This window comes from Kitasatospora sp. NPDC057940 (assembly GCF_042887425.1).
Classification (GTDB): domain Bacteria; phylum Actinomycetota; class Actinomycetes; order Streptomycetales; family Streptomycetaceae; genus Kitasatospora.
This window is the reverse complement of the sequence record NZ_JBHVPH010000004.1, coordinates 267202-291816: the sequence shown is the minus strand read 5'-3', so window position 1 is coordinate 291816 and position 24615 is coordinate 267202. Positions and strand designations below refer to the sequence as shown.

Below are 24615 nucleotides of genomic sequence, written 5' to 3'. Positions count from 1 at the left end.
TCCCCGATTGTGGATGTCAAGGCAATGAGCGAGAAGAACCGAGAAGGCAAGCGCACCGCCCGCGAGCGGATGCTGGAGCAGCGGGCGGCCGACGAGGCCACGTCCAGGCGCAGGAAGAAGCTGTTGGTGGGCGGCGCGGTGCTCGTGGTGATCGCCGCCGCCGTGGTCACCGGCGTCGTGGTGCAGAACCAGCGCTCCAAGCCGGAGACCCCGGTCGCCGCCCCCGCCGGGACGATCGGCGACAAGAACCTGGTCATCCCGGCCGGCTCGGCCAACGCCCCGGCCGTCCTCACCGTCTACGAGGACCCGCGCTGCCCGGCCTGCGGGATCTTCGAGCGCGAGTTCTCCTCGACCGTCGACCAGCTGGAAGACGCCGGCAAGATCTACACCAACTACCACATCGTGTCGTTCATCGACCGGGCCGTCCCGGGCAAGGGCTCCAAGGCCGGCGCCAACGCGCTGGCCTGCGCCCAGGACGCCGGGCACTTCCGGGACTTCCACGACGTGCTGTACCGCAACCAGCCGGACGAGACCAGCGACGCCTTCGGCGACAAGGCCGTCCTGATCAACCTCGCCAAGCAGGTCGACGGCCTCGACACGCCCGCCTTCCAGGCCTGCGTCAACGACAACAAGTACGGCGGATGGGTGTCGTCCGTGCAGCAGGACTTCGACAAATCGAGCTACAAGTCCACCCCGACCGTGCTGCTCAACGGCCAGCCGATCTACCCCAAGAACGGCGCCGAGGAGATCACCCCGGCGAACCTGGTGAAGTGGGTCGACGCCGCCAACCAGGGCAAGCAGCTGGGCACAGCGGGCTCCAACGGGCAGACCCCCGCGCCCACCAGCACCGCCTCGGAGGCCAACAACCCGTCGCCGACCGCGGGCTGAGCCCCGCACACCGCCGGGTGACCGCCGCCGCCCCCTCCCCGTCCGGAGGGGGCGGCGGCGCCGTTCCCGGTGCCCGTTGTTCGGCATCTGTGACCCCGGGGGTGTCCAGCAGGGGCCGCAGACCCTGTAGCGTCGGAACCGCCATGGATATCGCCTACATTCCCAGCCCGTCGCGGGGCGTCCTGCACCTCGGACCGATCCCGCTGCGCGCCTACGCCTTCTGCATCATCCTCGGTGTCGTCGTAGCCGTCTGGCTCGGCAGCAAGCGCTGGGTCGCCCGGGGCGGTGCCAAGCACACGGTCGGCGACATCGCCGTCTGGGCCGTGCCCTTCGGCCTGGTCGGCGGCCGGCTGTACCACGTGATCACCGACCACCAGCTGTACTTCGGGGCCGGCAAGAACCCCTGGAACGCCTTCAAGATCTGGGAGGGCGGCCTCGGCATCTGGGGCGCCGTCGCGCTCGGCGCGGTCGGGGCCTGGATCGGCTGCCGCCGCCGGGGCGTGCCGCTGCCCGCGTACGCGGACGCCATCGCGCCGGGCATCGCGCTCGCGCAGGCGATGGGCCGCTGGGGCAACTACTTCAACCAGGAGCTGTACGGCCGGCCGACCACGCTGCCGTGGGGCCTGGAGATCGACAAGACGCTCCCGGGCGGCGAGGTCGTCAAGGGCGTCTACCACCCGACCTTCCTGTACGAGTCGATCTGGTGCGTCGGGGTCGCGCTGCTGGTGATCTGGGCCGACCGCCGCTTCAAGCTGGGGCACGGCCGGGCCTTCGCGCTGTACGTGGCCGCGTACACGGTGGGCCGGTTCTGGACCGAGTGGCTGCGGATCGACGAGGCGCACGTCTACTTCGGCCTGCGGCTGAACGACTGGACGTCGATCGTGGTGTTCATCGGCGCCGTGGTCTACCTGGTGGTCGTGGGCAAGAAGCGGCCCGGCCGGGAGGACCCGGCGAGCATCGACCCGCTGGCCGACGAGGAGGGCGAGGCGCAGGGCCCGTCCGAGAAGGCCTCGGTGTCCGGCAAGGCCGCGGTGTCCGAGAAGTCGGGCAAGGCCGAGAAGGCCGGCAAGGCCGCTCCGGCGGACAAGGCCGGCGGGAGGCCCGCGCCGTCCGAGAAGGTCGCCGGGGCCGGTGAGACCGCCGAACTGTCTCAGTCCACGGACGAAAAGGCGGACGCGGAGGCAGCCTCCGAAGCCGTCGAGAGCGCCGACAAGAATGCCAAGAACCTGACCTGACCTGGGAGTTCCCCCCGCTTCGGCCGCCCGCGCGATGCTCGCGCAGGGCGGCCGAAGCGCTGTTCGGACAGCCTTACTTTGCTGGAAATGCGCAGGTCAGACGGTCTACGGTCGGGGCAGACGAATCGAACGGAGGGGAACTGCCGTGAGCGCGACCACCCTGGAGCCCGAGGCCGGGCACCACCCCCGCATACCCGCTGCCGGGCACCACCGGGACGTGAACGGAGGCTGGCTGCGGCCCGCCGTGTTCGGCGCGATGGACGGCCTGGTCTCCAACTTCGCGCTGATGACCGGCGTGGTCGGCGGCTCGGCGTCCAGCGGCACGGTGGTGCTGACCGGGCTCGCCGGGCTGGTGGCCGGCGCCTGCTCGATGGCGGCGGGGGAGTACACCTCGGTGGCCTCGCAGGCCGAGCTGGTGCAGGCCGAGATCGAGGCCGAGCGGCTGGAGCTGAGCCGCAACCCGCACGGCGAGCTGGCCGAGCTGGCACAGCTGTACATCACCCGAGGGGTGGAGCCGGACCTCGCCCACGAGGTGGCCCGGCAGCTGTCCGCCAACCCCGACCAGGCCCTGGAGATCCACGCCCGGGAGGAGCTGGGCATCGACCCGAACGACCTGCCGTCACCGTGGGTGGCCGCCGGGTCGTCCTTCGTCTGCTTCGCGGTGGGCGCGCTGCTGCCGCTGCTGCCGTACCTGCTGGGGGCGACCTCGCTGATGCCGGCGCTGCTGCTGTCGGTGGTGGGGCTGTTCCTGTGCGGCGCGGTGGTGGCGCGGGTGACGGCGCGCAGCTGGTGGTTCAGCGGGCTGCGGCAGCTGGTGCTGGGCGGGGCGGCGGCCGGGGTGACGTACCTGCTGGGGTGGCTGATCGGCGGGCACGTCGGCTAGGTCCTGTCCGGCCGGGGTGTGTCCGGCCGGGGTGTGTGTGACGACCCGGAAGAGTGCATGACTATGCCGGGCAGTGCGTGACGTTCCGCACACGGCTGCCGGGCGGCGCCTGGCCTAGTCTCACCATTCGGGCCTCGGGGCCGAGGATTCGCATCCGCGGGTGAGCCCTCGGGATCGATTCACAGGCGTCCTTGATCGTCGCGTGTGGCGATCGGGTTTCGCCCCTGTTTCAGGCGGCCGACCGCCGGGCACAATCGAGGGGACGCGCATTGTGGCGCGTCCTCTCATTCCCCCCTTGACCTGCGGATCAGTCCGCCATGTGGACGAGATATTCCACTTCCCGGGATCTTGGGCATCATGTAACTTGCACGAAATCGCATCAGGGCCAACGTCGTCCCTCCTTGCACCACACAGCCGAAAGACGACGACGGGAGAGCCGATGCTGCCTGCATCCATGCACTCCGCCAACGAGCCCCAGGCCGGCGCAGCCCGCCAGCCGTACGCGCTCGTTCCGGATGCGCGACCTACCGCTCAGGGCCTGTACGACCCGCGAAACGAGCACGACGCCTGCGGCGTCGGTTTCGTCGCCACGCTGACCGGCATCGCCGACCACACCATCGTCGAACAGGCGCTGACCGTCCTGCGCAACCTGGAGCACCGCGGCGCCACCGGCGCCGAGCCGGACTCCGGTGACGGCGCCGGCATCCTCACCCAGATCCCGGACGCCTTCCTGCGCGGCAAGGTCGACTTCGAGCTCCCCGCCGCCGGCTCCTACGCGGTCGGCATCGCCTTCCTGCCCGACGAGGACGCCGCCGACGCGGACGCCGTCGCCCGGATCGAGGCCATCGCGGCCGAGGAGGACCTCACCGTCCTCGGCTGGCGCGACGTCCCCGTCACCCCGGACCTGCTCGGCGCCACCGCCCGCAGCGTCATGCCGCGCTTCCGGCAGCTCTTCCTCGCCAAGGAGGGCCTGGCCGGGATCGAGCTCGACCGGACCGCCTTCGTCGTCCGCAAGCGCTCCGAGCGCGAGGTCGGGGTCTACTTCCCGTCGCTGTCCGCGCGCACCATCGTCTACAAGGGCATGCTGACCACCGGCCAGCTGGAGCCCTTCTTCCCCGACCTGTCGGACCGCTCCTACGCCTCCGCCGTCGGCCTGGTGCACTCGCGCTTCTCCACCAACACCTTCCCGAGCTGGCCGCTCGCCCACCCGTACCGGTTCGTCGCCCACAACGGCGAGATCAACACGGTCAAGGGCAACCGCAACTGGATGAGCGCCCGCGAGTCCCAGCTCGCCACCGACCTCATCCCCGCCAACCGCAACGGCCGGGGCCTGGAGCGGATCTTCCCGGTCTGCACCCCGGAGCACTCCGACTCCGCCTCCTTCGACGAGGTCCTGGAGCTGCTCCACCTCGGCGGCCGCTCGCTGCCGCACTCGGTGCTGATGATGATCCCGGAGGCGTGGGAGAACCACGCCACCATGGACCCGGCCCGCCGCGCCTTCTACCAGTACCACTCCAACCTGATGGAGCCCTGGGACGGCCCGGCCTGCGTCACCTTCACCGACGGCACCCAGATCGGCGCCGTGCTCGACCGCAACGGCCTGCGCCCGGCCCGCTACTGGATCACCGAGGACGGCCTCGTCGTCCTCTCCTCCGAGGTCGGCGTGCTCGACATCGACCAGGAGAAGGTCGCCAAGAAGGGCCGCCTCCAGCCCGGCCGGATGTTCCTCGTCGACACCGCCGAGGGCCGCATCGTCGGGGACGAGGAGATCAAGTCCTCCCTCGCCGCCGAGCACCCCTACGCGGAGTGGGTCGCCGCCGGGCAGATCCAGCTCGCCAAGCTGCCCGAGCGCGAGCACATCTTCCACACCCACGCCTCGGTCACCCGCCGCCAGCAGACCTTCGGCTACACCGAGGAGGAGCTGCGGGTCATCCTCGCGCCGATGGCCAAGACCGGCGGCGAGGCGCTCGGCTCGATGGGCACCGACTCGCCGATCGCCGCGCTCAGCGAGAAGCCGCGCCTGCTGTTCGACTACTTCGTCCAGCTCTTCGCGCAGGTCACCAACCCGCCGCTGGACGCCATCCGCGAGGAGCTCGTCACCTCGCTGCTCAGCAACCTCGGCCCCGAGGGCAACCTGCTGGCCGCCGAGGCCGCCGCCTGCCGCTCGGTCGGCATCACCTTCCCGGTGATCGACAACGACGAGCTGGCCAAGCTCGTCCACATCAACCACGACGGCGACCAGCCCGGCCTCAAGGCCGTCACGCTCTCCGGCCTCTACAAGGTCGCCGCGGGCGGCCGGGGCCTGGCCGCCCGGCTGGCCGAGATCGCCGCCGAGGCCGACGCCGCGATCGCCGACGGCGCCCGGATCGTCGTGCTCTCCGACCGGCACTCCGACGCCGAGCACGCCCCGATCCCCTCGCTGCTGCTCACCTCCGCGATCCACCACCACCTCATCCGCACCAAGCAGCGCACCCAGGTGTCGCTGCTGGTCGAGGCCGGCGACGTCCGCGAGGTGCACCACGTCGCGCTGCTGATCGGCTACGGCGCCGGCGCCGTCAACCCGTACCTGGCCATGGAGTCCGTCGAGGACCTCGTCGCCCAGAAGGTGTTCATCCAGGGCGTCGAGGCCGAGAAGGCCATCAAGAACCTGATCAAGGCGCTCGGCAAGGGCGTGCTCAAGGTCATGTCCAAGATGGGCATCTCGACCGTCGCCTCCTACCGCGGCGCCCAGGTCTTCGAGGCCATCGGCCTCTCCCAGGAGCTGGTCGACGGCTACTTCGCCGGCACCACCACCAAGCTCGGCGGCATCGGCCTGGAGGAGATCGCCAAGGAGACCGCCGCCCGCCACGCCAAGGCCTACCCGGCCTCCGGCATCCCGGCCGCGCACCGCGCGCTGGAGATCGGCGGCGAGTACCAGTGGCGCCGCGAGGGTGAGCCGCACCTGTTCGACCCGGACACCGTCTTCCGGCTCCAGCACTCCACCCGCAACCGCCGGTACGACATCTTCAAGCAGTACACGGACCGGGTGAACGAGCAGTCCACCCGCCTGATGACGCTGCGCGGCCTGTTCCAGCTGGACGCCCTCGGCCGGACCCCGATCCCGGTCGAGGAGGTCGAGCCCGTCTCCGAGATCGTCAAGCGCTTCTCCACCGGCGCCATGTCGTACGGCTCCATCTCCCTGGAGGCGCACGAGACCCTCGCCATCGCGATGAACCGCCTCGGCGGCAAGTCCAACACCGGCGAGGGCGGCGAGGACCCGGACCGCCTGTACGACCCCGAGCGCCGCTCGGCCATCAAGCAGGTCGCCTCCGGCCGCTTCGGCGTCACCTCCGAGTACCTGGTCAACGCCGACGACATCCAGATCAAGATGGCCCAGGGCGCCAAGCCCGGCGAGGGCGGCCAGCTGCCCGGCCACAAGGTCTACCCGTGGGTCGCCAAGACCCGGCACTCCACGCCGGGTGTCGGCCTGATCTCGCCGCCGCCGCACCACGACATCTACTCGATCGAGGACCTGGCGCAGCTCATCCACGACCTCAAGAACGCCAACCCGGTCGCCCGCATCCACGTGAAGCTGGTGTCCGAGGTCGGCGTCGGCACGGTCGCCGCGGGCGTCTCCAAGGCGCACGCCGACGTGGTGCTGGTCTCCGGGCACGACGGCGGCACCGGCGCCTCCCCGCTGACCTCGCTCAAGCACGCGGGCGGCCCCTGGGAGCTCGGCCTCGCCGAGACCCAGCAGACCCTGCTGCTCAACGGCCTGCGCGACCGCATCGTCGTGCAGACCGACGGCCAGCTCAAGACCGGCCGCGACGTCGTCATCGCCGCGCTGCTCGGCGCCGAGGAGTTCGGCTTCGCCACCGCGCCGCTGGTCGTCTCCGGCTGCATCATGATGCGCGTCTGCCACCTGGACACCTGCCCGGTCGGCGTCGCCACCCAGAACCCGGTGCTGCGCGAGCGCTTCTCCGGCAAGCCCGAGTTCGTGGTCAACTTCTTCGAGTTCATCGCCGAGGAGGTCCGGGAGATCCTCGCCGAGCTGGGCTTCCGCACGATCGAGGAGGCCGTCGGCCACGCCGAGCACATCGACGCGGCCGCCGCCATCGACCACTGGAAGGCCGCCGGGCTCGACCTGGCCCCGCTCTTCCACGTCCCCCAGCTGCCCGAGGGCGCGGCCCGCCACCGCACCACCTCCCAGGACCACGCGCTCGACAAGGCCCTGGACAACCAGCTGATCACGCTCGCCGAGGACGCCCTGGAGCGCGGCGAGACCGTCCGCATCCAGCTGCCGATCCGCAACGTCAACCGCACCGTCGGCACCATGCTCGGCCACGAGGTGACCAAGCGCTACCGCGGCGAGGGCCTGCCCGAGGGCACCATCGACGTCACCTTCACCGGCTCCGCCGGGCAGTCCTTCGGCGCCTTCGTGCCGCGCGGCGTGACCCTGCGGCTGGAGGGCGACGCCAACGACTACGTCGGCAAGGGCCTCTCCGGCGGCGTCGTGATCGTCCGCCCGGCCCGCGACGCCGCGGCCATCGGCAACGACGCCCAGAACCACGTCATCGCCGGCAACACCATCGGCTACGGCGCCACCTCCGGCCGGATCCACCTGCGCGGCAAGGCCGGCGAGCGCTTCGCCGTCCGCAACTCCGGCGCCACCCTGGTCGTCGAGGGCGTGGGCGACCACGGCCTGGAGTACATGACCGGCGGCCGGGTCGTCATCCTCGGCGAGACCGGGCGCAACCTGGCGGCCGGCATGTCCGGCGGCATCGCCTACGTCCTGGACCTGCGCCCCGCGAACGTCAACGACGGCCTGGTGGGCATCGAGGCCCCCTCCGCCGCCGACCGCGACTGGCTGCGCGAGACCGTGCAGCAGCACTACGAGGAGACCGGCTCCACCGTCGCCGCCGAACTCCTGGCCGACTGGGGCAGCGGGGTCTCCCGCTTCTCCACGATCATGCCGACCGACTACAAGGCAGTGCTCGCCGCCAAGGACGCCGCTGAGCGCGATGGCCTCTCCGAGGCCGAGACCACTCGCAAGATGATGGAGGCGGCTAATGGCTGACCCCAAGGGCTTCCTGACCACGCCCAAGCAGCTGGCCGAGCGGCGACCCGTCGACGTGCGCCTGCGGGACTGGAACGAGGTCTACGTCGAGCGCAGCCTCCTGCCGATCATCACCGAGCAGGCCGGCCGCTGCATGGACTGCGGCATCCCGTTCTGCCACAACGGCTGCCCGCTCGGGAACCTCATCCCCGAGTGGAACGACCTCGCCTACCGGGACGACTTCGTCGGCGCGATCGAGCGGCTGCACGCGACCAACAACTTCCCGGAGTTCACCGGCCGCCTCTGCCCGGCGCCCTGCGAGTCGGCCTGCGTGCTCGGCATCAACCAGGACGCGGTGACCATCAAGAACGTCGAGGTCACCATCATCGACAAGGCCTGGGACCGCGGCGGCGTCACGCCGCAGGTCCCGGAGCGGCTGTCCGGCAAGACCGTCGCCGTCGTCGGCTCCGGCCCGGCCGGCCTGGCCGTCGCCCAGCAGCTCACCCGGGCCGGGCACACCGTCGTCGTGTACGAGCGCGCCGACCGCGTCGGCGGCCTGCTGCGCTACGGCATCCCCGAGTTCAAGATGGAGAAGCGCCACATCAACCGCCGCGTCGAGCAGATGCGCGCGGAGGGCACCCGCTTCCGCACCGGCGTGCACGTCGGCGAGGACATCACCGGCCAGCAGCTGCGCGAGCGCTTCGACGCCGTCGTCGTCGCCGCCGGCGCCACCACCGCGCGCGACCTGGCGGTGCCCGGGCGCGAGCTCAAGGGCGTCCACCAGGCCATGGAGTACCTGCCGCTGGCCAACAAGGTGCAGGAGGGCGACTTCGTCGAGTCGCCGATCAGCGCCAAGGGCAAGCACGTCGTCGTCATCGGCGGCGGCGACACCGGCGCCGACTGCGTCGGCACCGCCCACCGCCAGGGCGCGGCCTCCGTCACCCAGCTGGAGATCATGCCGCGGCCCTCCGAGGAGCGCCCCGGCCACCAGCCCTGGCCGACCATGCCGATGACCTACAAGGTCACCTCCGCGCACGAGGAGGGCGGCGAGCGGATCTACTCCGTGAACACCACCCGCTTCACCGGCGACGAGGACGGCAACGTCCAGGAGCTGCACCTCGTCGAGGTCGAGTTCAAGGACGGCCGCTTCGAGCCCGTCCCCGGCACCGAGCGGGCCATCCCGGCGCAGCTCGTCACCCTGGCCATGGGCTTCACCGGCACCGACGTCCGCAACGGCCTGGTCGAGCAGCTCGGCGTGGACCTGGACGCGCGCGGTAACATTGGCCGCGACGGCCGGTTCGCCACCAATGTCGATGGCGTGTACGTCTGCGGAGACGCCGGTCGCGGTCAGTCGCTGATCGTCTGGGCCATCGCGGAAGGCCGCTCGGCCGCAGCCGCGGTGGACAAGTACCTCGGCGGCAAGACCCCACTGCCGGCCCCGATCCGTCCCACCGACCGCCCGCTGGTCGTCTGACGGGCCGACCGGCCCCCCCGAACCCCCGGTGCCGCATCGCCGGGAGCTCAACCCGCTGCCCCCGCCAGCGTCGCCGGGCCAACGCGGTCTCCTGGCGCCTGCCCTCTTCCCCGACCAGTTGGAGGGCGGGCGCCGTCGCGTTCCCCCGCTCTACCCCGAAGTCGGCCGGCCCGTCAAGGGCCGTGTCAACTCTCAGACATTTCCCAGGACTTGGGTCTACCGTAGGCCCGTTCCGGACGCCGCGCGGGAGGGCCTGACCGGACGGACTGTTGTTCGTCGGTGCCAGGTGGCAGACTGCCGCCGACGGCCGGGGGGCTGCTGCGCGAGTGCGGAGGTTGACGCGATGAGCACGACTCAGACAAGCGGAGGCGCCACGGTACGGCGCCTGCTGCTCGGCACCCAGCTGCGCAAGCTCCGCGAGGCCAGGGGCGTCAGCCGCGAGGAGGCCGGCTACTCGATCCGCGCCTCCGAGTCCAAGATCAGCCGGATGGAACTCGGCCGGGTCGGCTTCAAGGAACGCGACGTCGCCGACCTGCTCACCCTCTACGGCGTCGAGGCCGAGCAGGAACGCGCCACCGTCCTCGGACTCGTCCGGGACGCCAACGCCACCTCCTGGTGGCACGAGTACGGCGACGTGCTGCCCGCCTGGTTCCAGAACTACGTCGGCCTGGAAGAAGCCGTCGCCGAGATCCGCAGCTACGAGGTCCAGTTCGTCCACGGGCTGCTCCAGACCGCCGACTACGCCCGCGCCGTCATCGCCGCCGGCGGCCACGTCACCGACCCCGGCGAGATCGAACGCCGCGTCGAGGTCCGGCTCAAACGCCAGGCCGTGCTCACCGCCGAGAGCGGCCCCCGCCTGCTCGCGATCCTCGACGAGGCCGCGCTGCGCCGCCCCTGGGGCGGCCCCGAGCTGATGCGCAACCAGATCGACCGGCTGCTCGAACTCGGCGAACTGCCCAACGTCCGGCTCCGGGTGCTGCCGCTGGGCTGCACCGGACTGAGCGCCGAGAGCGGCGCCTTCACCGTGCTCGGCTTCGCCGAACCCGAACTCGCCGACGTCGTCTACGTCGAACAGTTCACCACCGCGCTCTACCTCGACAAGCCGGCCGAGGTCGCCGAGTACCGCCACGCCATGGAAGGGCTGCTCGCCGACAGCCTCGACCCCGAACAGACCCGGCAGCTCCTGTACTCCGTACGCCAAGAGCTCTGAGACGTCAGTACGATGATGCCCAATCAGACCGGGCCGTAGCGGCTCGCCCGCCGACGTTCCCCGAACCGGCACGAGAGGGATCAGATGTCGTACTTCTCCGAGTTGGCGCTGCAGTACATCGACGGCGAATGGTGCAGCGGCAGCGGCTCCTGGGACATCGTCGACGTCGACCCCTACACCGGCGACAAGCTCGCCACCATCACCGTCGCCACCACCGCCGAGGTCGACCGGGCCTACCGGGCCGCCGAACGGGCCCAGAAGCAGTGGGCCGCCACCACCCCCTACGCCCGCCGGCTCGTCTTCGAACGCGTGCTGCGCCTGATCGAGGAGCGCGAGGAGGAGATCACCCACGCCATCATGGCCGAGCTCGGCGGCACCGCGCTCAAGGCCGCCTTCGAACTCTCCCTGGTCAAGGACATGCTGCGGGACTGCCTGCGGGTGGCCCTGGGCCTGGAGGGCCGGCTGCTGCCCTCGATCACGGAGGGCCAGGAGAACCGCCTCTACCGGCTGCCGGTCGGCGTCGTCGGCGTGATCAGCCCGTTCAACTTCCCGCTGTACCTCTCGATCAAGGCCGTCGCCCCCGCCCTCGCCCTGGGCAACGGCGTGGTGCTCAAGCCGCACCAGGAGACCCCGATCGTCGGCGGCACCCTGATCGCCCGGCTCTTCGAGGAGGCGGGCCTGCCGGCCGGGCTGTTCAACGTCGTGGTCACCGACATCGCCGAGATCGGCGACGCCTTCATCGAGCACCCGGTGCCCAAGGTCATCGCCTTCACCGGCTCCGACCGGATCGGCCGGCACGTCGCCACCGTCGCCGCCGCCAACTTCAAGCGCACCGTGCTCGAACTCGGCGGCAACAGCGCGCTGATCGTGCTCGACGACGCCGACCTCGACTACGCCGTGGACGCCGCCGTGTTCAGCCGCTTCGCCCACCAGGGCCAGGTCTGCATGGCCGCCAACCGCATCCTCGTCGACCGCTCCGTCGAGGCCGAGTTCACCGCCAAGTTCGTCGCGAAGATCTCCTCGCTCACCGTCGGCGACCCCAAGGACCCGGCCACCCAGATCGGCCCGCTGATCAACCCCGTCCAGGCCGACACCATCACCGCCCAGGTCGACCAGGCCATCGCCGCCGGCGCCACCGCACTGCTGCGCGGCACCACGGTCGGCAGCCTGATGGAGCCCGTCGTCCTCACCGGGCTGGCCGAGGACGCGCCGATCCTCCAGCGCGAACTCTTCGGCCCGGTCGTGCTCGTGGTGCCCTTCGACGGCGAGGACGAGGCCGTCCGGCTCGCCAACGACAGCCCCTTCGGGCTCAGCGGCGCGGTGCACACCGGCGACGTCGAGCGCGGCGTCCGGGTCGCGCACCGGATCGAGACCGGCATGATCCACGTCAACGGCGGGACCATCGCCGACGAGCCGGCGGTGCCGTTCGGCGGGGAGAAGAACTCCGGCATCGGGCGACTCAACGGGGAGTCCACGGTGGACGCGTTCACCACCGTGAAGTGGATCTCCGTCCAGCACGGGCGCACGGCCTTCCCGTTCTGAGCGTGATTGGTCTGGCGGTGCGGCTTTCGGTGGTGCCGCCCTTGACGATGCCGCTTCGGACAGCGCGAGGCCCCCGGCGGATGGATCCCGTCGGGGGCCCGAGAGCGGTCCTGGGTCAGCTCACGCCGAGTTCACCGAGCTGGAGGTAGTAGTCGCCGAACTGGTCGGCGCTCAGCCGGGTTCCGGCGACCTTCACGTACCGGGCCGTGGTCGGAGCGAAGGTGAGGACCTGCGGCGCCGCGCCGGGGCGCGGCGTGCCCGTCCGGGTGGCGACGGTCGACCAGGTGGAGCCGTCCGCCGAGACCTGGACGGTGTAGTCCACCGGGAAGCCCAGACCGGTGTTGGCACCGTCGTTGCGCGGGGTCAGGCTCACCCGGCTGATCAGGCTGGGGCCCTGGAGGTCCACGGTGACCCACTCGTTCGCGACCGGCCCGGCGGAGCGGGCGCTGCTCCAGCCCATCGAGTAGTCGAGCGTGGAGTTCGCGATACCGTCGTTGACCGCGGCCGGCCGCCAGCTGTAGGGGCCCGCCGAACTCGACGCCTGGACCGGCCGGTTGACCGCCAGCTCGCCGCCCGCCGCCTCGATCTCGGCGAACTGCATCCGGTACTGGCCGTTCGGGTCGGTGCCGAGCCTGGTCCCCGTCACCCGGACGTAGCGCACGTCGGCGGCCTGGAACGGGAAGGTCTGGACGGAGGCGTCCGACGGCTTCGGGTAGTTCTTGCGGTCGGCGACGGTCGACCAGGTGGAGCCGTCCGCGGAGACCTGGACGGTGAAGTCCACCGGGAAGCCCTTGCCGGCGGCCGGACCGTCGGCGCGCGGGTGGAGGTCCACCCGGCTGATCCGCCGGGTCGAGCCGAGGTCCAGCTGCGCCCACTCGCTGTGGTCCGCGTTCACGTCGGTGTTGCTGCTCCAGCCGTTGGTGCCGGTGGCCAGGCCCCGGCGCCCGTCGGTCAGCGCGGCCGTGCTCCAGCCGTCGCCCTCGTACGTGCTGGAGGTGACGACGGCGGCGTTCTCCGCCGGGTCGGTGCCCGGGTTGAGCCGCACGTGCTCGAAGCGGGCGGACGCCCCGCCGGTGGCGAGGCCGAAGCCGCCGACCGGGTAGCCCTGGTCGGTCACGGTGAGCAGTTGGACGGCCCCGGCGTACACCTTGATCGTGCCGCCCTGGGCGGACACCCGCAGGCTGACCGTCTGGCCCGGGGTGTAGCCCGGCACCTTGGCCGACGCCAGCGGGACGCCACTGCGGTTGACGAACACCTCGCCGGTGTTGCGCAGCGCGACCAGGTACCCGGTCTGCGACTCGGTCGGGTTCTGGTTGCGGACCACCATGCCCGCCCAGTTGGTGTCGCCGCCGTCGGGCCGGACTCCGGTGATCCGGACGTCGACGGAGGCCGAGACGTCCTGGTACGCGCGCCCGGTCAGGCCCGCGACCACGTCCCAGCCGGAGTTGGCGTCACCCTGCACGTACCCGCCGTCCCCGGCCGCCGACCAGGAGCCGCGGACGGTGCGCCAGGAGGCGTCCTTGTCCGCGCCGAAGTCGTCGGTGAACGGGAAGGCCGCGTCCGGGGCGGGGGAGGCGAGCGCGTCGAGGAGCTGCTTGTGCCGCTGGTCGGCCGCCGCGCCGGAGGTGGAGAAGCTGGTGGTGCCGCTGATCAGCGAGCCGATGAGCGCGCGGGCCAGCACCGGCTTGGTGGCGGAGAGCTGGTGCAGCAGCTCGTAGTCCTGGATGCCGGCGAGCAGGGCCTCGCTGCGGACGCTGTCGTAGACGCCGTAGGTGGCCTTGTTGGGACGGACGAGGTAGAAGTCGCCGTCCATCCTGCCGTTGAAGGTGTCGAGGGGGGCGTAGTTGTTGTTGGGGTCGGTCCAGATGTTCCAGCCCCAGTGCAGGAAGCCGTTGCCGCCGGCGGACGCCACCATCCACGGCGTCAGCCGGGAGTCGGACAGCGGGTAGCTGATGTAGCGGTTGAGGTGCTTGTCGGTGGGGTTGTTGCAGTAGTAGAGCCAGAAGTCCTTCCCGGAGAGGCGGAGGTTCTGGTAGTACGCCGTGTTCTCGTCGTACTGCGGCCCGCCGATGGAGGTCACCGTGCTGAGCGAGCCGTCGATGCCGGGGACCGGGCTCTGACGGGACTCGTTGCTCAGGCCGGCCGGGAACGCGCGCTTGTAGTGGTCGTAGAGCCACACCGCGTTCCGGGTCTGGGCGGTGTCGGCGGGGTTGGGCTCGTCGACGGCGCTCATGTAGAAGACGTCGCTCCAGCGCCGCCCCGGGGCGCAGGTCGGACCGGAGTCCAGGCACTTGGTGTCGAGGTGGTCCTTGAGCGCCTTGAACACCGTGTCCAGGTACGTGCCGGCCGCGTCCGAACCGGCCTGCTGGAACACCTTCTGGACACCGCCCCGGCCGTTCGGGACGAGGGTCTCCAGGTCGCTGCTGCCCTCCAGCAGGGTGGGGGTGTAGATGTACTGCAGGGCGCCGGCGTCCTGGAAGGTCTGCAGGAAGCGGTCGAAGTTCTTCCAGCTGAAGGTCAGCTTGCCGTTGGCGTCCGAGGTGGTGTCCGGGATGGACAGGGCCTGGAAGTCGGCGTAGACCACGTTGTTGCGGTGCTTGGCGTGGTCGGCGGCGAAGTTGGTGATGACCTTCCACCAGTCCTCGTCGAAGGCCTTGACCGGCGCGCCCGAGCCGTCGCTCTTGGTGTACTGCGCGGGGATCGAGGCCTCGGTCCAGTTGTAGTCCCAGCCGACCGAGGTGAACCAGTTGTTCATCCGGAACGTCGACCGGTTGGCCGGCGGCACCGCCGCGTCGTACACCGTCACCGAGACCGGGACGTCCACCGCGCCGCCCGAACTCTGCACGGTGGCCCGCCCGGTGTAGACCCCGGGGGCCTGCCCGGTCGGCACCGCGACGCTGTAGTAGTACGGCTGGGTGGTGTTGGCGGCGAGGCTGTACGGGGTGTTCTCGACCAGCGCGTCGTAGTAGCTCGACCCGCCGTCCGGCGGCTCCTGGTGGTCGTTGCCCGTCCAGTCGGTCTTCTTGTCGACGTTCGGGTGGTTGTACTCCCGGTTCACGGTGATCCGCGAGGCCGGGATGGTGGCCCCGCCCGGACCGGCCAGGTCGCCGGGGACCAGCTGGAGGCCGGTCAGTTGGGCGCCGGAGCGCACCGCGATCTGGGCGGCCTGGGTCTCGTTGCGGGCGGCGAACAGGTCGACCCGCTGGGTGGCGCGGCCGGGGACGGCCGAGGACGAGAAGACGTGGTCGTAGCCGCTCTCCACCCACACGGACGGTGCCGTGGCCGCGGATGCCGACCCTGGTGACAGGGGAGCCAACAGGGCGCCGAGCAGGGAGGGTATGAGGACCCTCGCAGTTTTTTTGCCCACCATGTCCCTTTCCAGATGTTATGCAATCGACATATCGTGAAACTTCGTTGAAGGATAGTCAGGTCACGGAGCGACTGAGTAGACCCGATGTGGCCACGACGTGACGGACCTGGACCCGGACATGACGTGACGGGCCCGGACGCGACGTGACGGGCCCGGACATGACGAGGAGCCCCGGCCGCGGTGGCGGCACGGGGCTCCTCGGTTCAGCGGAAAGGGGCCGGGCGGGCTAGAACACCGGCTGGCCGGCGCGCACCAGGCGCCAGGAGTCGGTGAAGAAGTCGGCCGGGTCGATGACGCCCTTGGCCTTCACCCAGGCGATCATCGTGTTGCGGATCTCGTCCGAGTTCGACCAGACCAGCTTGGCCTGCGCCACGTGCGGGAAGTTGCCGCCGCCGTTGGCACGGTAGTTGTTGACCGCCAGGACGAACTGCGCGGCCGGGTCGATCGGCTTGCCCTGGAACGACAGGTTGACGATCCGCTTGCCCTTCGGCTGCGCGATGTCGATGTCGTAGCTCAGCCCGTACACCGAGTCGTAGTTGTAGTCCGGCGTGGTCTCCGCACCGGTCAGCGCGTCCTTGTCGACCGGCGCGCCCGGGGCCAGCTGGTTGTAGTACTTGGCCGAGAACTCCAGGTAGTCCTTCAGCTGCGCACCCGTCAGGACGCGCGCCTCCAGGGTGTTCTCGTAGATGTACAGACCCGCCGCGTCGCGCAGCTTCACCTGGCCCGCCGGGATCAGCGCCGTCCGGTTGAACGGCGCCGCCTGCGCCAGCACCGGCAGGTTGGCGTACTGCCCGCCCGCCAGCGCCGCCTTCACCGCGTCCGCCTGCACCCGGCCGATCAGGTCGATGATCGGGGTCGCCCGGAACCGCGCCTCGGCGATCGACAGGTCCGTCTTGCAGGTGCCGATCTGCTGGTTGACGTACGCCACGACCTTCTTGTGCTGCTCGGTCAGCGCGTCCACGATCTCCGGGTTCTCCGGCACGGTGTTGGAGTTCAGCACCCGCGAGGACACCGAGAGGACCTTCCACGCGCCGTCGGCGAACTCGACGTCGAAGTCGAAGCAGCTCAGGCGCTGGCCCCAGCACAGCGGCTCGGAGAGCACCACGGTCCTGCCGGTCTTCTTGTTGACGATCAGCCGCTGCGCCACCTCCTTGTGGGTGTGGCCCACCAGCACCGCGTCGATGCCCGGAACGGTCTCGGCCATCTCGCCGGAGGCGTCCTCGGGCCAGGGCAGCTGGTCGCCGTAGGTGGTCGGCTCGTCGATGCCGGAGTGGGCGGAGACGACGATGACGTCCGCGCCCGCGGCCTTCATCCGGGGCACGTACTTGGCGGCCGTCTCGACGATGCCCGGGAAGACCATCTTGCCGGTGACGTTGGCCTTGTCCCAGATCGCGATGCCCGGGTTGGTGAGGCCGAGGATGCCGACCTTCAGCGGGGTGTCCTCGTCCAGCCACACCTCCTTGATCACGTACGGCTTGAAGGCCGGCTTCTCGTTCTTCGCGTGCAGCGCGTTGGCGCCCAGCAGCGGGAACTCCAGCTGGTCCTCGAAGGCCTTCAGGGTGGGGATGCCGTAGTTGAACTCGTGGTTGCCGAGCGCGGCGGCGTCGTAGCCCATGAGGTTCATGGCGACGGCCATCGGGTGGTCGGGCACGTTGTCGCCGTCGGTGGCGATCGGCTCGATCCGGGCGTAGTAGTAGGTCAGCTGGGTGCCCTGGATGATGTCGCCGGAGTCGATCAGCAGGCAGCGGTCCCAGCCCTTCTCCTCGCGGACCTGGTTGGCCAGGGTGGAGATCTTGGCGAGGCCGACGTCGTTGTGCGCCTTGTCGGCGTACACGGCGTCGGTGAAGTAGTCCCAGTTGAGCACCCGGCCGTGCAGGTCGGTGGTGCCCATGACGGTGAAGGCCTGCTTGCGGCCCTTGCGCTTGCCCTTGGCGGCCGCCGGAACCGGCTCGGCGGCCACGGCGGCGGGGGCGGCGGCGACGACTGCTCCGCCGGTCAGGGCGGCGCCGGCGGCGGTGGCGGCGGACCGGGTGACGAAGTCACGGCGGTTCAGGGGCATGGACGACTCTCCCGGGTGGGGACTGACGGCCCGATGGTCCGTCAACTGGTGTTCGGGTGGCGTGCCGACGCGCATCGACGCGCGTAGAAGGACGCGCGTAGAAGTGTGCCGTGCGGGCCCGGCCGGTGGATAGTCCTCCGACGTTTCCAGCAGGTGAGATCTTGGCGACTCGTTCGTGACGGGGGTGCGCGGAGGGCGGGGTGGTAAGGGGCCCCGCCCGGGTCTCCTCGGGCAGGGCCCTCAGGTCAGGGCCCTCAGGCCAGGTCCGCGACCAGTCGGCGCACCTCGTGGCCGAGCTCCGCCTCCGGGTCCGGCGCGTCCGGCCCCGCCCACGGCCGCCAGGTCAGCGCCCGCAGGTAGCCGGCCACCGCCACCGGCAGCCGGTGCCGCACGATCTCCTCGGGCACCGGCCCCGGCTCCGCCGAACGCAGCGCCACCAGCAGGCCCGCCACCCCCGCCGAATCCGGCAGCGGCACCGTGGCCAGGTAGTCGGCCAGTGCCGCGAGTTCGGGATCGGGCCGCGGTGCGGGCTCCGGCTCGGGCTCCGGTCGCGGCCCGGGCGTCGGTGGCAGTAGCAGCGGATCGACAGGCAGGACGACGGGCAGGACGACGGGCGGCGCCGTCCGCGGGCCCGGCGTCAGCAGCGCGCCCGCCCCGTACAGCCCCGCCACCACCGCCGGCCACCACGCCCCGCCCAGCCCGGCGAAGTGCAGCCCCAGCCCCACCGCGCCGCCCCCGCAGCCGACCAGGTTCCGGGCCGACTCCAGGTACCGCAGCACCCGCCGGCCGAACCCGTCACTGGTAGCCACGGATCTCCTCGAACACCCCGTCCAGCGAACCCGACCCGTCGAACAGCTTGCCGCCGCTCACGTCCGCGATCCCCTGCAACTGGCTCACCGCCGCCTCCCCGAACTTGATCGGGAACACCGGGATCGACTTCTGCCCGGCCGGCAGCCCGTCGTGGAACCGCTTGAAGTCGCCGTCCGAAGCCCCCTCGTTGCTCTCCCCGTCGGTCATCAGCACGATCGACGTGAACCGGTCGTCCCCCGCCGCCGACTGCTGCCGGTCGATCACCCGGTACGCCTCCTCCAGCGAGTCGTACAGCGCCGTACCCCCCGACGCCGCCAGTGACTGCACGTCCGCGTCGATCGCCGCCAGCTCCGCCTCCGGGCCCGGCTTGCTCCCCGAGGCCGGCACCGCGTGCGTCCTCGCCCACTTCACCTTCGACGCGAAGGAGATCAGCGTCACCTCCTCGCGGTCCCGGAAGCGGCGCACCGCCCGGGTGTCGTCCGCCCCCGTCAACCGGCCCAGCGCCGACTTCAGCGCCGAGATCCGCGAACCCTCCATCGACCCCGAGGTGTCCAGCACGTACACCGTCCGCGACGGCCGCCGCAGCTCGTTCTGGTACGAGGCCAGCAGCCCGTCCGCCACCGCCCGGCTCCCCGGGAACGGCAGCTCCCGCCGCCGGTCCGCCGGCAGCCCGGCCGCCGGCGACACCCCCGGCGCCACCGGGCGGCGCAGCGTCACCTCGGAGATCCGTTTCTGCACGTCCTCCTTCAACAGGTACGCCGTCAACCGCTGGAAGGAGTCCCGCTCCCGCTGCGCGGACGAGGACAGCAGCGACAGCGGATAGTCCGCCGACACCACCCCGTCCACCGGGCGGATCACCGCCAACTGCTGGTCCGCCGCCAGCGACTTGTTCATCGACAGCAGCACCGACTCGTAGTTCACCAGCGCCCCGACCTTGCCCGGCTCCGCCCGGGTGTACGCCTGCGCCAGCCAGCCCGAGGAGCCCGACGTCAGCTTCTGGCCGGTGAAGAACTGCTTCAACTGCGGCGCCGCCTTCTGCACGTCCCCCTCGGTCAGCGCCGCCCCCGCACCCGAGAACGCCGACGCCACCGCCACCAGCGTCGAGAAGCCCGAGTTCGACCGGGACGGGTCCGCCATCCCGTACGCCAGCTTCCCGGCCGACGCCGCATCCCCGATCTGCGCCCAGGAGACCTTCGAACCGTCCCCCCAGCCGAGCTCGTTGAGGACCGAGGAGCGCACCCCCACCGCCACCGGCGACACCATCACCGGAGTCTCCGACAGCACCTTCGACTTCCCCGCGTCGTCCAGCCGCAGGTACTGGTTGGACGGGAACCACACCGCGTCGTACTTGCCGTCCGCCCGGCCCGAGGACACCGCGTCCGCGCCGTCCAGCGAGCCCGTCCAGGAGAACTGCACCGTCACCCCGGTCGCCTTCCGGGCGTCCTCCAGGATCGGCGCCAGGTCCTGCAGCTCGCTGCCGGCCAGCACCCGCAGCACCCCCGCCTGCGCCGTCGTGGCCGGCGGGTCGGACGGCTTCGGGCCCGGCGGGGTGGAGGTGCAGGCGGTGGCCGCCAGCAGGGTCGCCAGCGCGGCGACCGGCCAACTGTGCTTCTTCATCCGGGAGTTCACTGAGCCTTCCCCTTGGCGGCCTTGATCAGCCTGGTCAGGACGTCGGGCACGGGAATCTGCGGCTGGTTGACCTTCGCCGCCGCGAGATTGGGCGCCAGGACCGGGGTCCTGCCCTTCACCAGCGCGGCGAAGGCGTCCGGGTCGTCCTGCGGGCGGAAGCCGAACTTCGCCTCCAGCCGCCGCAGTTCGGCGTTGTCGTGCAGCAGGGCGGCCAGCCGCCGGCCGTTCGGCGTGCGGCCGACGATGGTGTGGTCGGTGTAGATGGTGGTGTCCGGATACAGCACCACCATGTCGCCGGTCGACTCGCCCTTCAGCACCATCGCGGCGGCCTGCGACTCGTACGCGAGCACCAGCGGATTGCCGACCCCGGCCAGGAAGGCCTTGAACGGCTCGTCGCTGCTGCTCTTCTGGCCGCCCTGGATCGCCGTCGCCGTGCGCAGCACGTCCTTGGTGGCGTCGATCCCGGCCTGGTCGTAGACCACCTGGCGGTTGTTCAACAGGTACGACAGCAGGGCGATGTGCAGCGCCCCCGAGGAGGACGTCTCCGGGTCGGTGGTGGTGAGGAACACCGGGCCCTTCAACTCCGCGTGCTCGGCCGCGCCCGCGAGGTCCGGCCAGGTGCGGCCGGCCTTCAGCGCGGCCAGGTAGGCGTCCATCCGGAACGTCCACAGCTCGGTGGAACGGTCCAGGCTGGCCAGGCCGTTGGCCATCAGGACGTCCGCCACCGGGCGGTGCGCGAGGATCACCAGCGGCGAGTAGAACGGCTGGACCGGGACCTCCTTGATGTTCCAGTCCGCGCGCAGCTTGTCGGCCGGCGGCTGACTGGCCGGGAACGCGAAGTCCTTCGCGTCGCCGTCCATCAGCCAGGAGCCGATGCTCTCCGCGTTCACCTTCATGCCCTGCTTGGCCAACTCGGCGACGACCTGCGGATCCTGGAAGAAGTCGCGCTTCTCCGAACCGATCAGGCCGGAGACGGTGACGATGTCGCCGCCCGGGCCGTCCTGCGGGATCAGTGCGTACGTCACCCCGCCCAGCAGGGCCAACGCCGCCAACACCCCCAGAGTGCGTCTCATGCCGAACGCCTCCCCCTCGTCCGCTACGTCGTCCGGGTGGTCACCCGGAGGTGACGAGCGTCCCGCCGGGCGAGGAGCGGCGGCCGAACCGACAGTGAACCAAGGGTGAACACCCCTTCACGGGTTCGCATCGGAAGGCCGGACGGCGACGGCACCCGGGCAGGTGCTCGCACACCGGTCCGAGGATGTGTCAGATTGTTCAACTCGCCTTACGGCAAAGGTCATCCCGCCGTCCGGACCCGCGTCGTGGTTACGCGCCGGTAATGCCTACCCTCAGCAGTATGCGCCGAGCAAAAATCGTCTGCACCCTCGGGCCGGCCACCGACTCGTACGACCAGATCAAATCCCTGGTCGACGCCGGAATGGACATCGCCCGCTTCAACCTCAGCCACGGAACCCACGACGAGCACGAGGAACGCTACCGCCGCGTCCGCAAGGCCGCCGACGAGAGCGGCCGCAGCGTCGGCATCCTCGTCGACCTTCAAGGCCCGAAGATCCGGCTCGACACCTTCGCCCACGGCCCCGTACTTCTCGAACGCGGCGACGAGTTCACCATCTCCACCGACAACGGCGTCGTCGGAGACAAGGACATCTGCGGCACCACCTACCCCGGCCTCGCCGCTGACGTCACCCGCGGCGAACGCATCCTCGTCGACGACGGCCGGGTCACCCTGGAGGTCGTCGAGGTCGACGGGCCGCGCGTGCGCTGCCTCGTCATCGAAGGCGGCCTCGTCTCCGACCACAAGGGCCTCAACCTCCCCGGCGTCGCCGTCTCCGTCCCCGCACTCAGCGACAAGGACGTCGCCGACCTGCGGTGGGGCCTGCGCACCGGCGCCGACCTGGTCGCGCTCTCCTTCGTCCGCAGCGGCCGCGACATCGAGGACGTCCACCGGATCATGGCCGAGGAGGGGCGCCTCGTCCCCGTCATCGCCAAGATCGAGAAGCCGCAGGCGGTCGACAACCTGGAATCCATCGTCGACGCCTTCGACGGCATCATGGTGGCCCGCGGCGACCTGGGCGTGGAGATGCCCCTCGAACAGGTCCCGCTCGTCCAGAAGCGCGCCGTCAAGCTCGCCAAGCGCAACGCCAAGCCGGTCATCGTCGCCACCCAGATGCTCGACTCGATGATCAACGCCTCCCGGCCCACCCGGGCCGAGGCCTCCGACGTCGCCAACGCCGTCCTCGACGGGACCGACGCGGTGATGCTCTCCGGCGAGACCTCCGTCGGCAAGTACCCCGTCGAGACCGTCAAGACCATGAGCCGCATCATCGAGGCCGCCGAAACCGACATCCTCGCCGCCGGACTGCCGCCCCTGACCACCGGCAACAAGCCGCGCACCCAGGGCGGCGCCGTCGCCCGCGCGGCCGCCGAGATCGGCGACTTCCTGCACGCCAAGTACCTCATCGCCTTCACCCAGTCCGGCGACACCGCCCGCCGGCTGACCCGCTACCGCTCGCCCATCCCCGTCCTCGCCTTCACCTACGAACCCGCCGTCCGCAGCCAACTCGCCCTCACCTGGGGCGTCGAGACCTTCCTCGGCCCCTTCGCCCCCACCACCGACCAGATGGTCGAACAGGTCGACGCGGCCCTCCTGTCACTCGGCCGCTGCCAGAAGGGCGACATCGTCGTCATCACCGCCGGCTCCCCGCCCGGCCTCGCCGGCTCCACCAACCTCGTCCGCGTCCACCACGTGGGGACCCTGGACAACTGACCGGAGCCAGAACGGTTCTTCGATGGCGGCATCCCTCATATGGAGGGATGCCGCCCATCGGCCCTCGGATCCGAGCGAGGCGTCCCTGGCACCTCCATAACATCTGTGTTATGACTTGGGGAGAGGTGGAACTCGAGCCGGAGGTCCGGGACTGGATTCTCGGGCTGGGCCAGGACGGTCAGGAAACGGTGACGTTCTACGTCGATCTGCTCGCCACCCGCGGCCCGCTGCTCGGGGAGCCGCACACCAGGCAGCTGGACGGCAAGCTTCGGGAACTGCGTTTCCACCTGGGCGACCTGGACATGCGCATCACTTACTGGATCGCATCCGGTAGAAGAATCATCCTGCTGACCGTGTTCCGTAAGACGCGGATGAGGGAGACGGGCGAGGTCGACAGGGCAAGGCGGGCGCTGCGCCGCTGCGTGGCCGAGCAGCACACCGTTGACGAGGACGAGGAGTGGGTGAGATGAGCGAACGCACGTCCTGGCGTGCTCTGCGCGAGGAGATCCTGAACCGTCCGGGGGCCGGCGCTGCCTACGAGGCGGCCCGGATCCGATTCGAACTCGGGGAGACCGTCCGCCTGCGCCGCGAGGTGCTCGGCATGACCCAGGCCCAGCTGGCTGCGGCGACCGGTATGCAGCAGCCGGCCGTGGCCCGCTTCGAGGCGGGCGGAACGATGCCGACCATCGTGGTGCTGGAACGGTTCGCGGCGGCGCTGGGCATGCGGCTCACCGTCGAGTTGGAGCCGCTGGAGAGGGCGAGCTGAGCCGGTCGCGAGGGCGGAATGCGGGTGATTCCGAGAGTGTCCGCCGTGGTGGAAGCCCGACGAATGAGGGCGTTGCGTAGGGTGCCGGGTGCGGGATTCGAACCCGCAAGCCCTTTCGGGCAGATGTGTTTGAGACATCCGTGTATGCCGTTCCACCAACCCGGCGGGGCCAGTCCCGACAGAGCATACCGGCTGTGTGCGGGCGGGCGCAGCTAGGTACCCTCGTGCATGCAGTACCCCGCCGGAACTAGGAGCCCCGTGAGCACCGCCGACGAGCAGGCACAGCCGCTTGAGACCGATTCGCCCCAGATCACCCGGATTGTGATCGCCGAGGACGAGGCGCTGATCCGCCTCGACCTCAAGGAGATGCTCGAAGAGGAGGGGTACACCGTCGTCGGTGAGGCCGGGGACGGGGCCACGGCGGTGAAGCTGGTGGAGGAGCTTCGGCCGGACCTCGCGATCTTCGACGTGAAGATGCCGGTGCTGGACGGGCTCTCCGCCGCCGAGCAGATCCACGAGAAGCACCTGGCGCCGGTTCTGATGCTGACGGCGTTCTCGCAGCGGGAGCTGGTGGACCGGGCGCGGGACGCCGGGGCGATGGCGTACATCGTGAAGCCGTTCAGCAAGGCGGACCTGGTGCCGGCGATCGAGATGGCGGTGTCGCGGTACACCGAGATGCGGACGCTGGAGGAGGAGATCGCGGATCTCACCCAGCGGCTGGAGACCCGGAAGCTGGTGGACCGGGCGAAGGGCGTGCTGCAGACGAAGTTCGGGCTGAACGAGCCGGCGGCGTTCCGGTGGATCCAGAAGACGTCGATGGACCGTCGGATGACGATGGCCGCGGTGGCCGAGGCGGTCATCGAGGAGGGCGCGGCCCAGGACCGCAAGAAGGCGGACGAGGACGCGTCCGAGTAGACGGATGCGAGGAG

General features: G+C 70.6%; 16 protein-coding genes and 1 tRNA gene. 11 read left to right on the top strand and 6 right to left on the bottom strand.

Annotation, left to right across the window (positions count from 1 at the left end; genetic code table 11):
• The first annotated feature begins 24 nt into the window (after positions 1 to 24).
• The 7 genes from ACFVTF_RS09610 to ACFVTF_RS09580 all read left to right on the top strand — a co-directional run bounded on the left by ACFVTF_RS09610 (position 25) and on the right by ACFVTF_RS09580 (position 12267).
• Positions 25 to 888, top strand: a complete 864-nt coding sequence (locus ACFVTF_RS09610) for a DsbA family protein (RefSeq protein ID WP_371516589.1) — start codon at positions 25 to 27, stop codon at positions 886 to 888.
• A gap of 143 nt (positions 889 to 1031) precedes the next feature.
• Positions 1032 to 2123, top strand: coding sequence for a prolipoprotein diacylglyceryl transferase (gene lgt, locus ACFVTF_RS09605; RefSeq protein WP_387811364.1), 1092 nt, complete (start codon positions 1032 to 1034; stop codon positions 2121 to 2123).
• 160 nt (positions 2124 to 2283) lie between these two features.
• Positions 2284 to 3006 carry a VIT1/CCC1 transporter family protein gene (locus tag ACFVTF_RS09600; protein WP_387811696.1) on the top strand — a complete coding sequence of 241 codons (723 nt, stop codon included), beginning with the start codon at positions 2284 to 2286 and terminating at the stop codon, positions 3004 to 3006.
• A gap of 454 nt (positions 3007 to 3460) precedes the next feature.
• A complete protein-coding gene (gene gltB / locus ACFVTF_RS09595; protein WP_387811693.1) occupies positions 3461 to 8062 on the top strand; it encodes a glutamate synthase large subunit in 4602 nt (1533 codons plus the stop codon).
• Positions 8055 to 9515, top strand: a complete 1461-nt coding sequence (locus ACFVTF_RS09590; protein ID WP_371516587.1) for a glutamate synthase subunit beta — start codon at positions 8055 to 8057, stop codon at positions 9513 to 9515. Before gltB ends, ACFVTF_RS09590 begins: the two co-directional genes overlap by 8 nt.
• A 343-nt stretch (positions 9516 to 9858) precedes the next feature.
• On the top strand, positions 9859 to 10725 hold the full coding sequence (locus ACFVTF_RS09585; protein ID WP_387811361.1) for a helix-turn-helix domain-containing protein: 867 nt from the start codon (positions 9859 to 9861) through the stop codon (positions 10723 to 10725).
• A gap of 84 nt (positions 10726 to 10809) precedes the next feature.
• A complete protein-coding gene (locus ACFVTF_RS09580; protein ID WP_387811358.1) occupies positions 10810 to 12267 on the top strand; it encodes an aldehyde dehydrogenase family protein in 1458 nt (485 codons plus the stop codon).
• A 115-nt stretch (positions 12268 to 12382) separates the two neighbouring features.
• Here ACFVTF_RS09580 and ACFVTF_RS09575 read toward each other — a convergent pair whose 3' ends face one another.
• The 5 genes from ACFVTF_RS09575 to ACFVTF_RS09555 all read right to left on the bottom strand — a co-directional run bounded on the left by ACFVTF_RS09575 (position 12383) and on the right by ACFVTF_RS09555 (position 21208).
• The gene (locus ACFVTF_RS09575; RefSeq protein ID WP_387811355.1) at positions 12383 to 15529 is read right to left on the bottom strand and encodes a discoidin domain-containing protein; all 3147 of its coding nucleotides are present in this window, start codon (positions 15527 to 15529) and stop codon (positions 12383 to 12385) included.
• A 334-nt stretch (positions 15530 to 15863) separates the two neighbouring features.
• On the bottom strand, positions 15864 to 17696 hold the full coding sequence (locus ACFVTF_RS09570) for a bifunctional metallophosphatase/5'-nucleotidase (RefSeq protein ID WP_387811352.1): 1833 nt from the start codon (positions 17694 to 17696) through the stop codon (positions 15864 to 15866).
• A gap of 254 nt (positions 17697 to 17950) precedes the next feature.
• On the bottom strand, positions 17951 to 18505 hold the full coding sequence (locus ACFVTF_RS09565; RefSeq protein WP_387811349.1) for a hypothetical protein: 555 nt from the start codon (positions 18503 to 18505) through the stop codon (positions 17951 to 17953).
• Positions 18492 to 20123 (bottom strand): VWA domain-containing protein, encoded by a 1632-nt coding sequence (locus ACFVTF_RS09560; protein WP_387811346.1) that lies wholly within the window; start codon positions 20121 to 20123, stop codon positions 18492 to 18494. Before ACFVTF_RS09560 ends, ACFVTF_RS09565 begins: the two co-directional genes overlap by 14 nt.
• Before the next feature lie 8 nt (positions 20124 to 20131).
• Positions 20132 to 21208, bottom strand: a complete 1077-nt coding sequence (locus tag ACFVTF_RS09555) for a hypothetical protein (RefSeq protein ID WP_387811343.1) — start codon at positions 21206 to 21208, stop codon at positions 20132 to 20134.
• Positions 21209 to 21489: 281 nt separating this feature from the next.
• Here ACFVTF_RS09555 and pyk point away from each other — a divergent pair, with 281 nt between their 5' ends.
• The 3 genes from pyk to ACFVTF_RS09540 all read left to right on the top strand — a co-directional run bounded on the left by pyk (position 21490) and on the right by ACFVTF_RS09540 (position 23686).
• On the top strand, positions 21490 to 22920 hold the full coding sequence (gene pyk, locus ACFVTF_RS09550; RefSeq protein ID WP_387811341.1) for a pyruvate kinase: 1431 nt from the start codon (positions 21490 to 21492) through the stop codon (positions 22918 to 22920).
• A 110-nt stretch (positions 22921 to 23030) separates the two neighbouring features.
• The gene (locus tag ACFVTF_RS09545; protein ID WP_387811338.1) at positions 23031 to 23390 is read left to right on the top strand and encodes a type II toxin-antitoxin system RelE/ParE family toxin; all 360 of its coding nucleotides are present in this window, start codon (positions 23031 to 23033) and stop codon (positions 23388 to 23390) included.
• Entirely contained in the window at positions 23387 to 23686 is a 300-nt protein-coding gene (locus ACFVTF_RS09540) for a helix-turn-helix domain-containing protein (RefSeq protein ID WP_387811335.1), read from the top strand. Before ACFVTF_RS09545 ends, ACFVTF_RS09540 begins: the two co-directional genes overlap by 4 nt.
• Before the next feature lie 82 nt (positions 23687 to 23768).
• Here the strand turns inward: ACFVTF_RS09540 and ACFVTF_RS09535 are convergent.
• A tRNA-Leu gene (locus tag ACFVTF_RS09535) sits at positions 23769 to 23851 on the bottom strand.
• A gap of 93 nt (positions 23852 to 23944) precedes the next feature.
• Here ACFVTF_RS09535 and ACFVTF_RS09530 point away from each other — a divergent pair.
• Positions 23945 to 24601 (top strand): ANTAR domain-containing response regulator, encoded by a 657-nt coding sequence (locus ACFVTF_RS09530; protein WP_063347151.1) that lies wholly within the window; start codon positions 23945 to 23947, stop codon positions 24599 to 24601.
• Positions 24602 to 24615 lie beyond the last annotated feature (14 nt).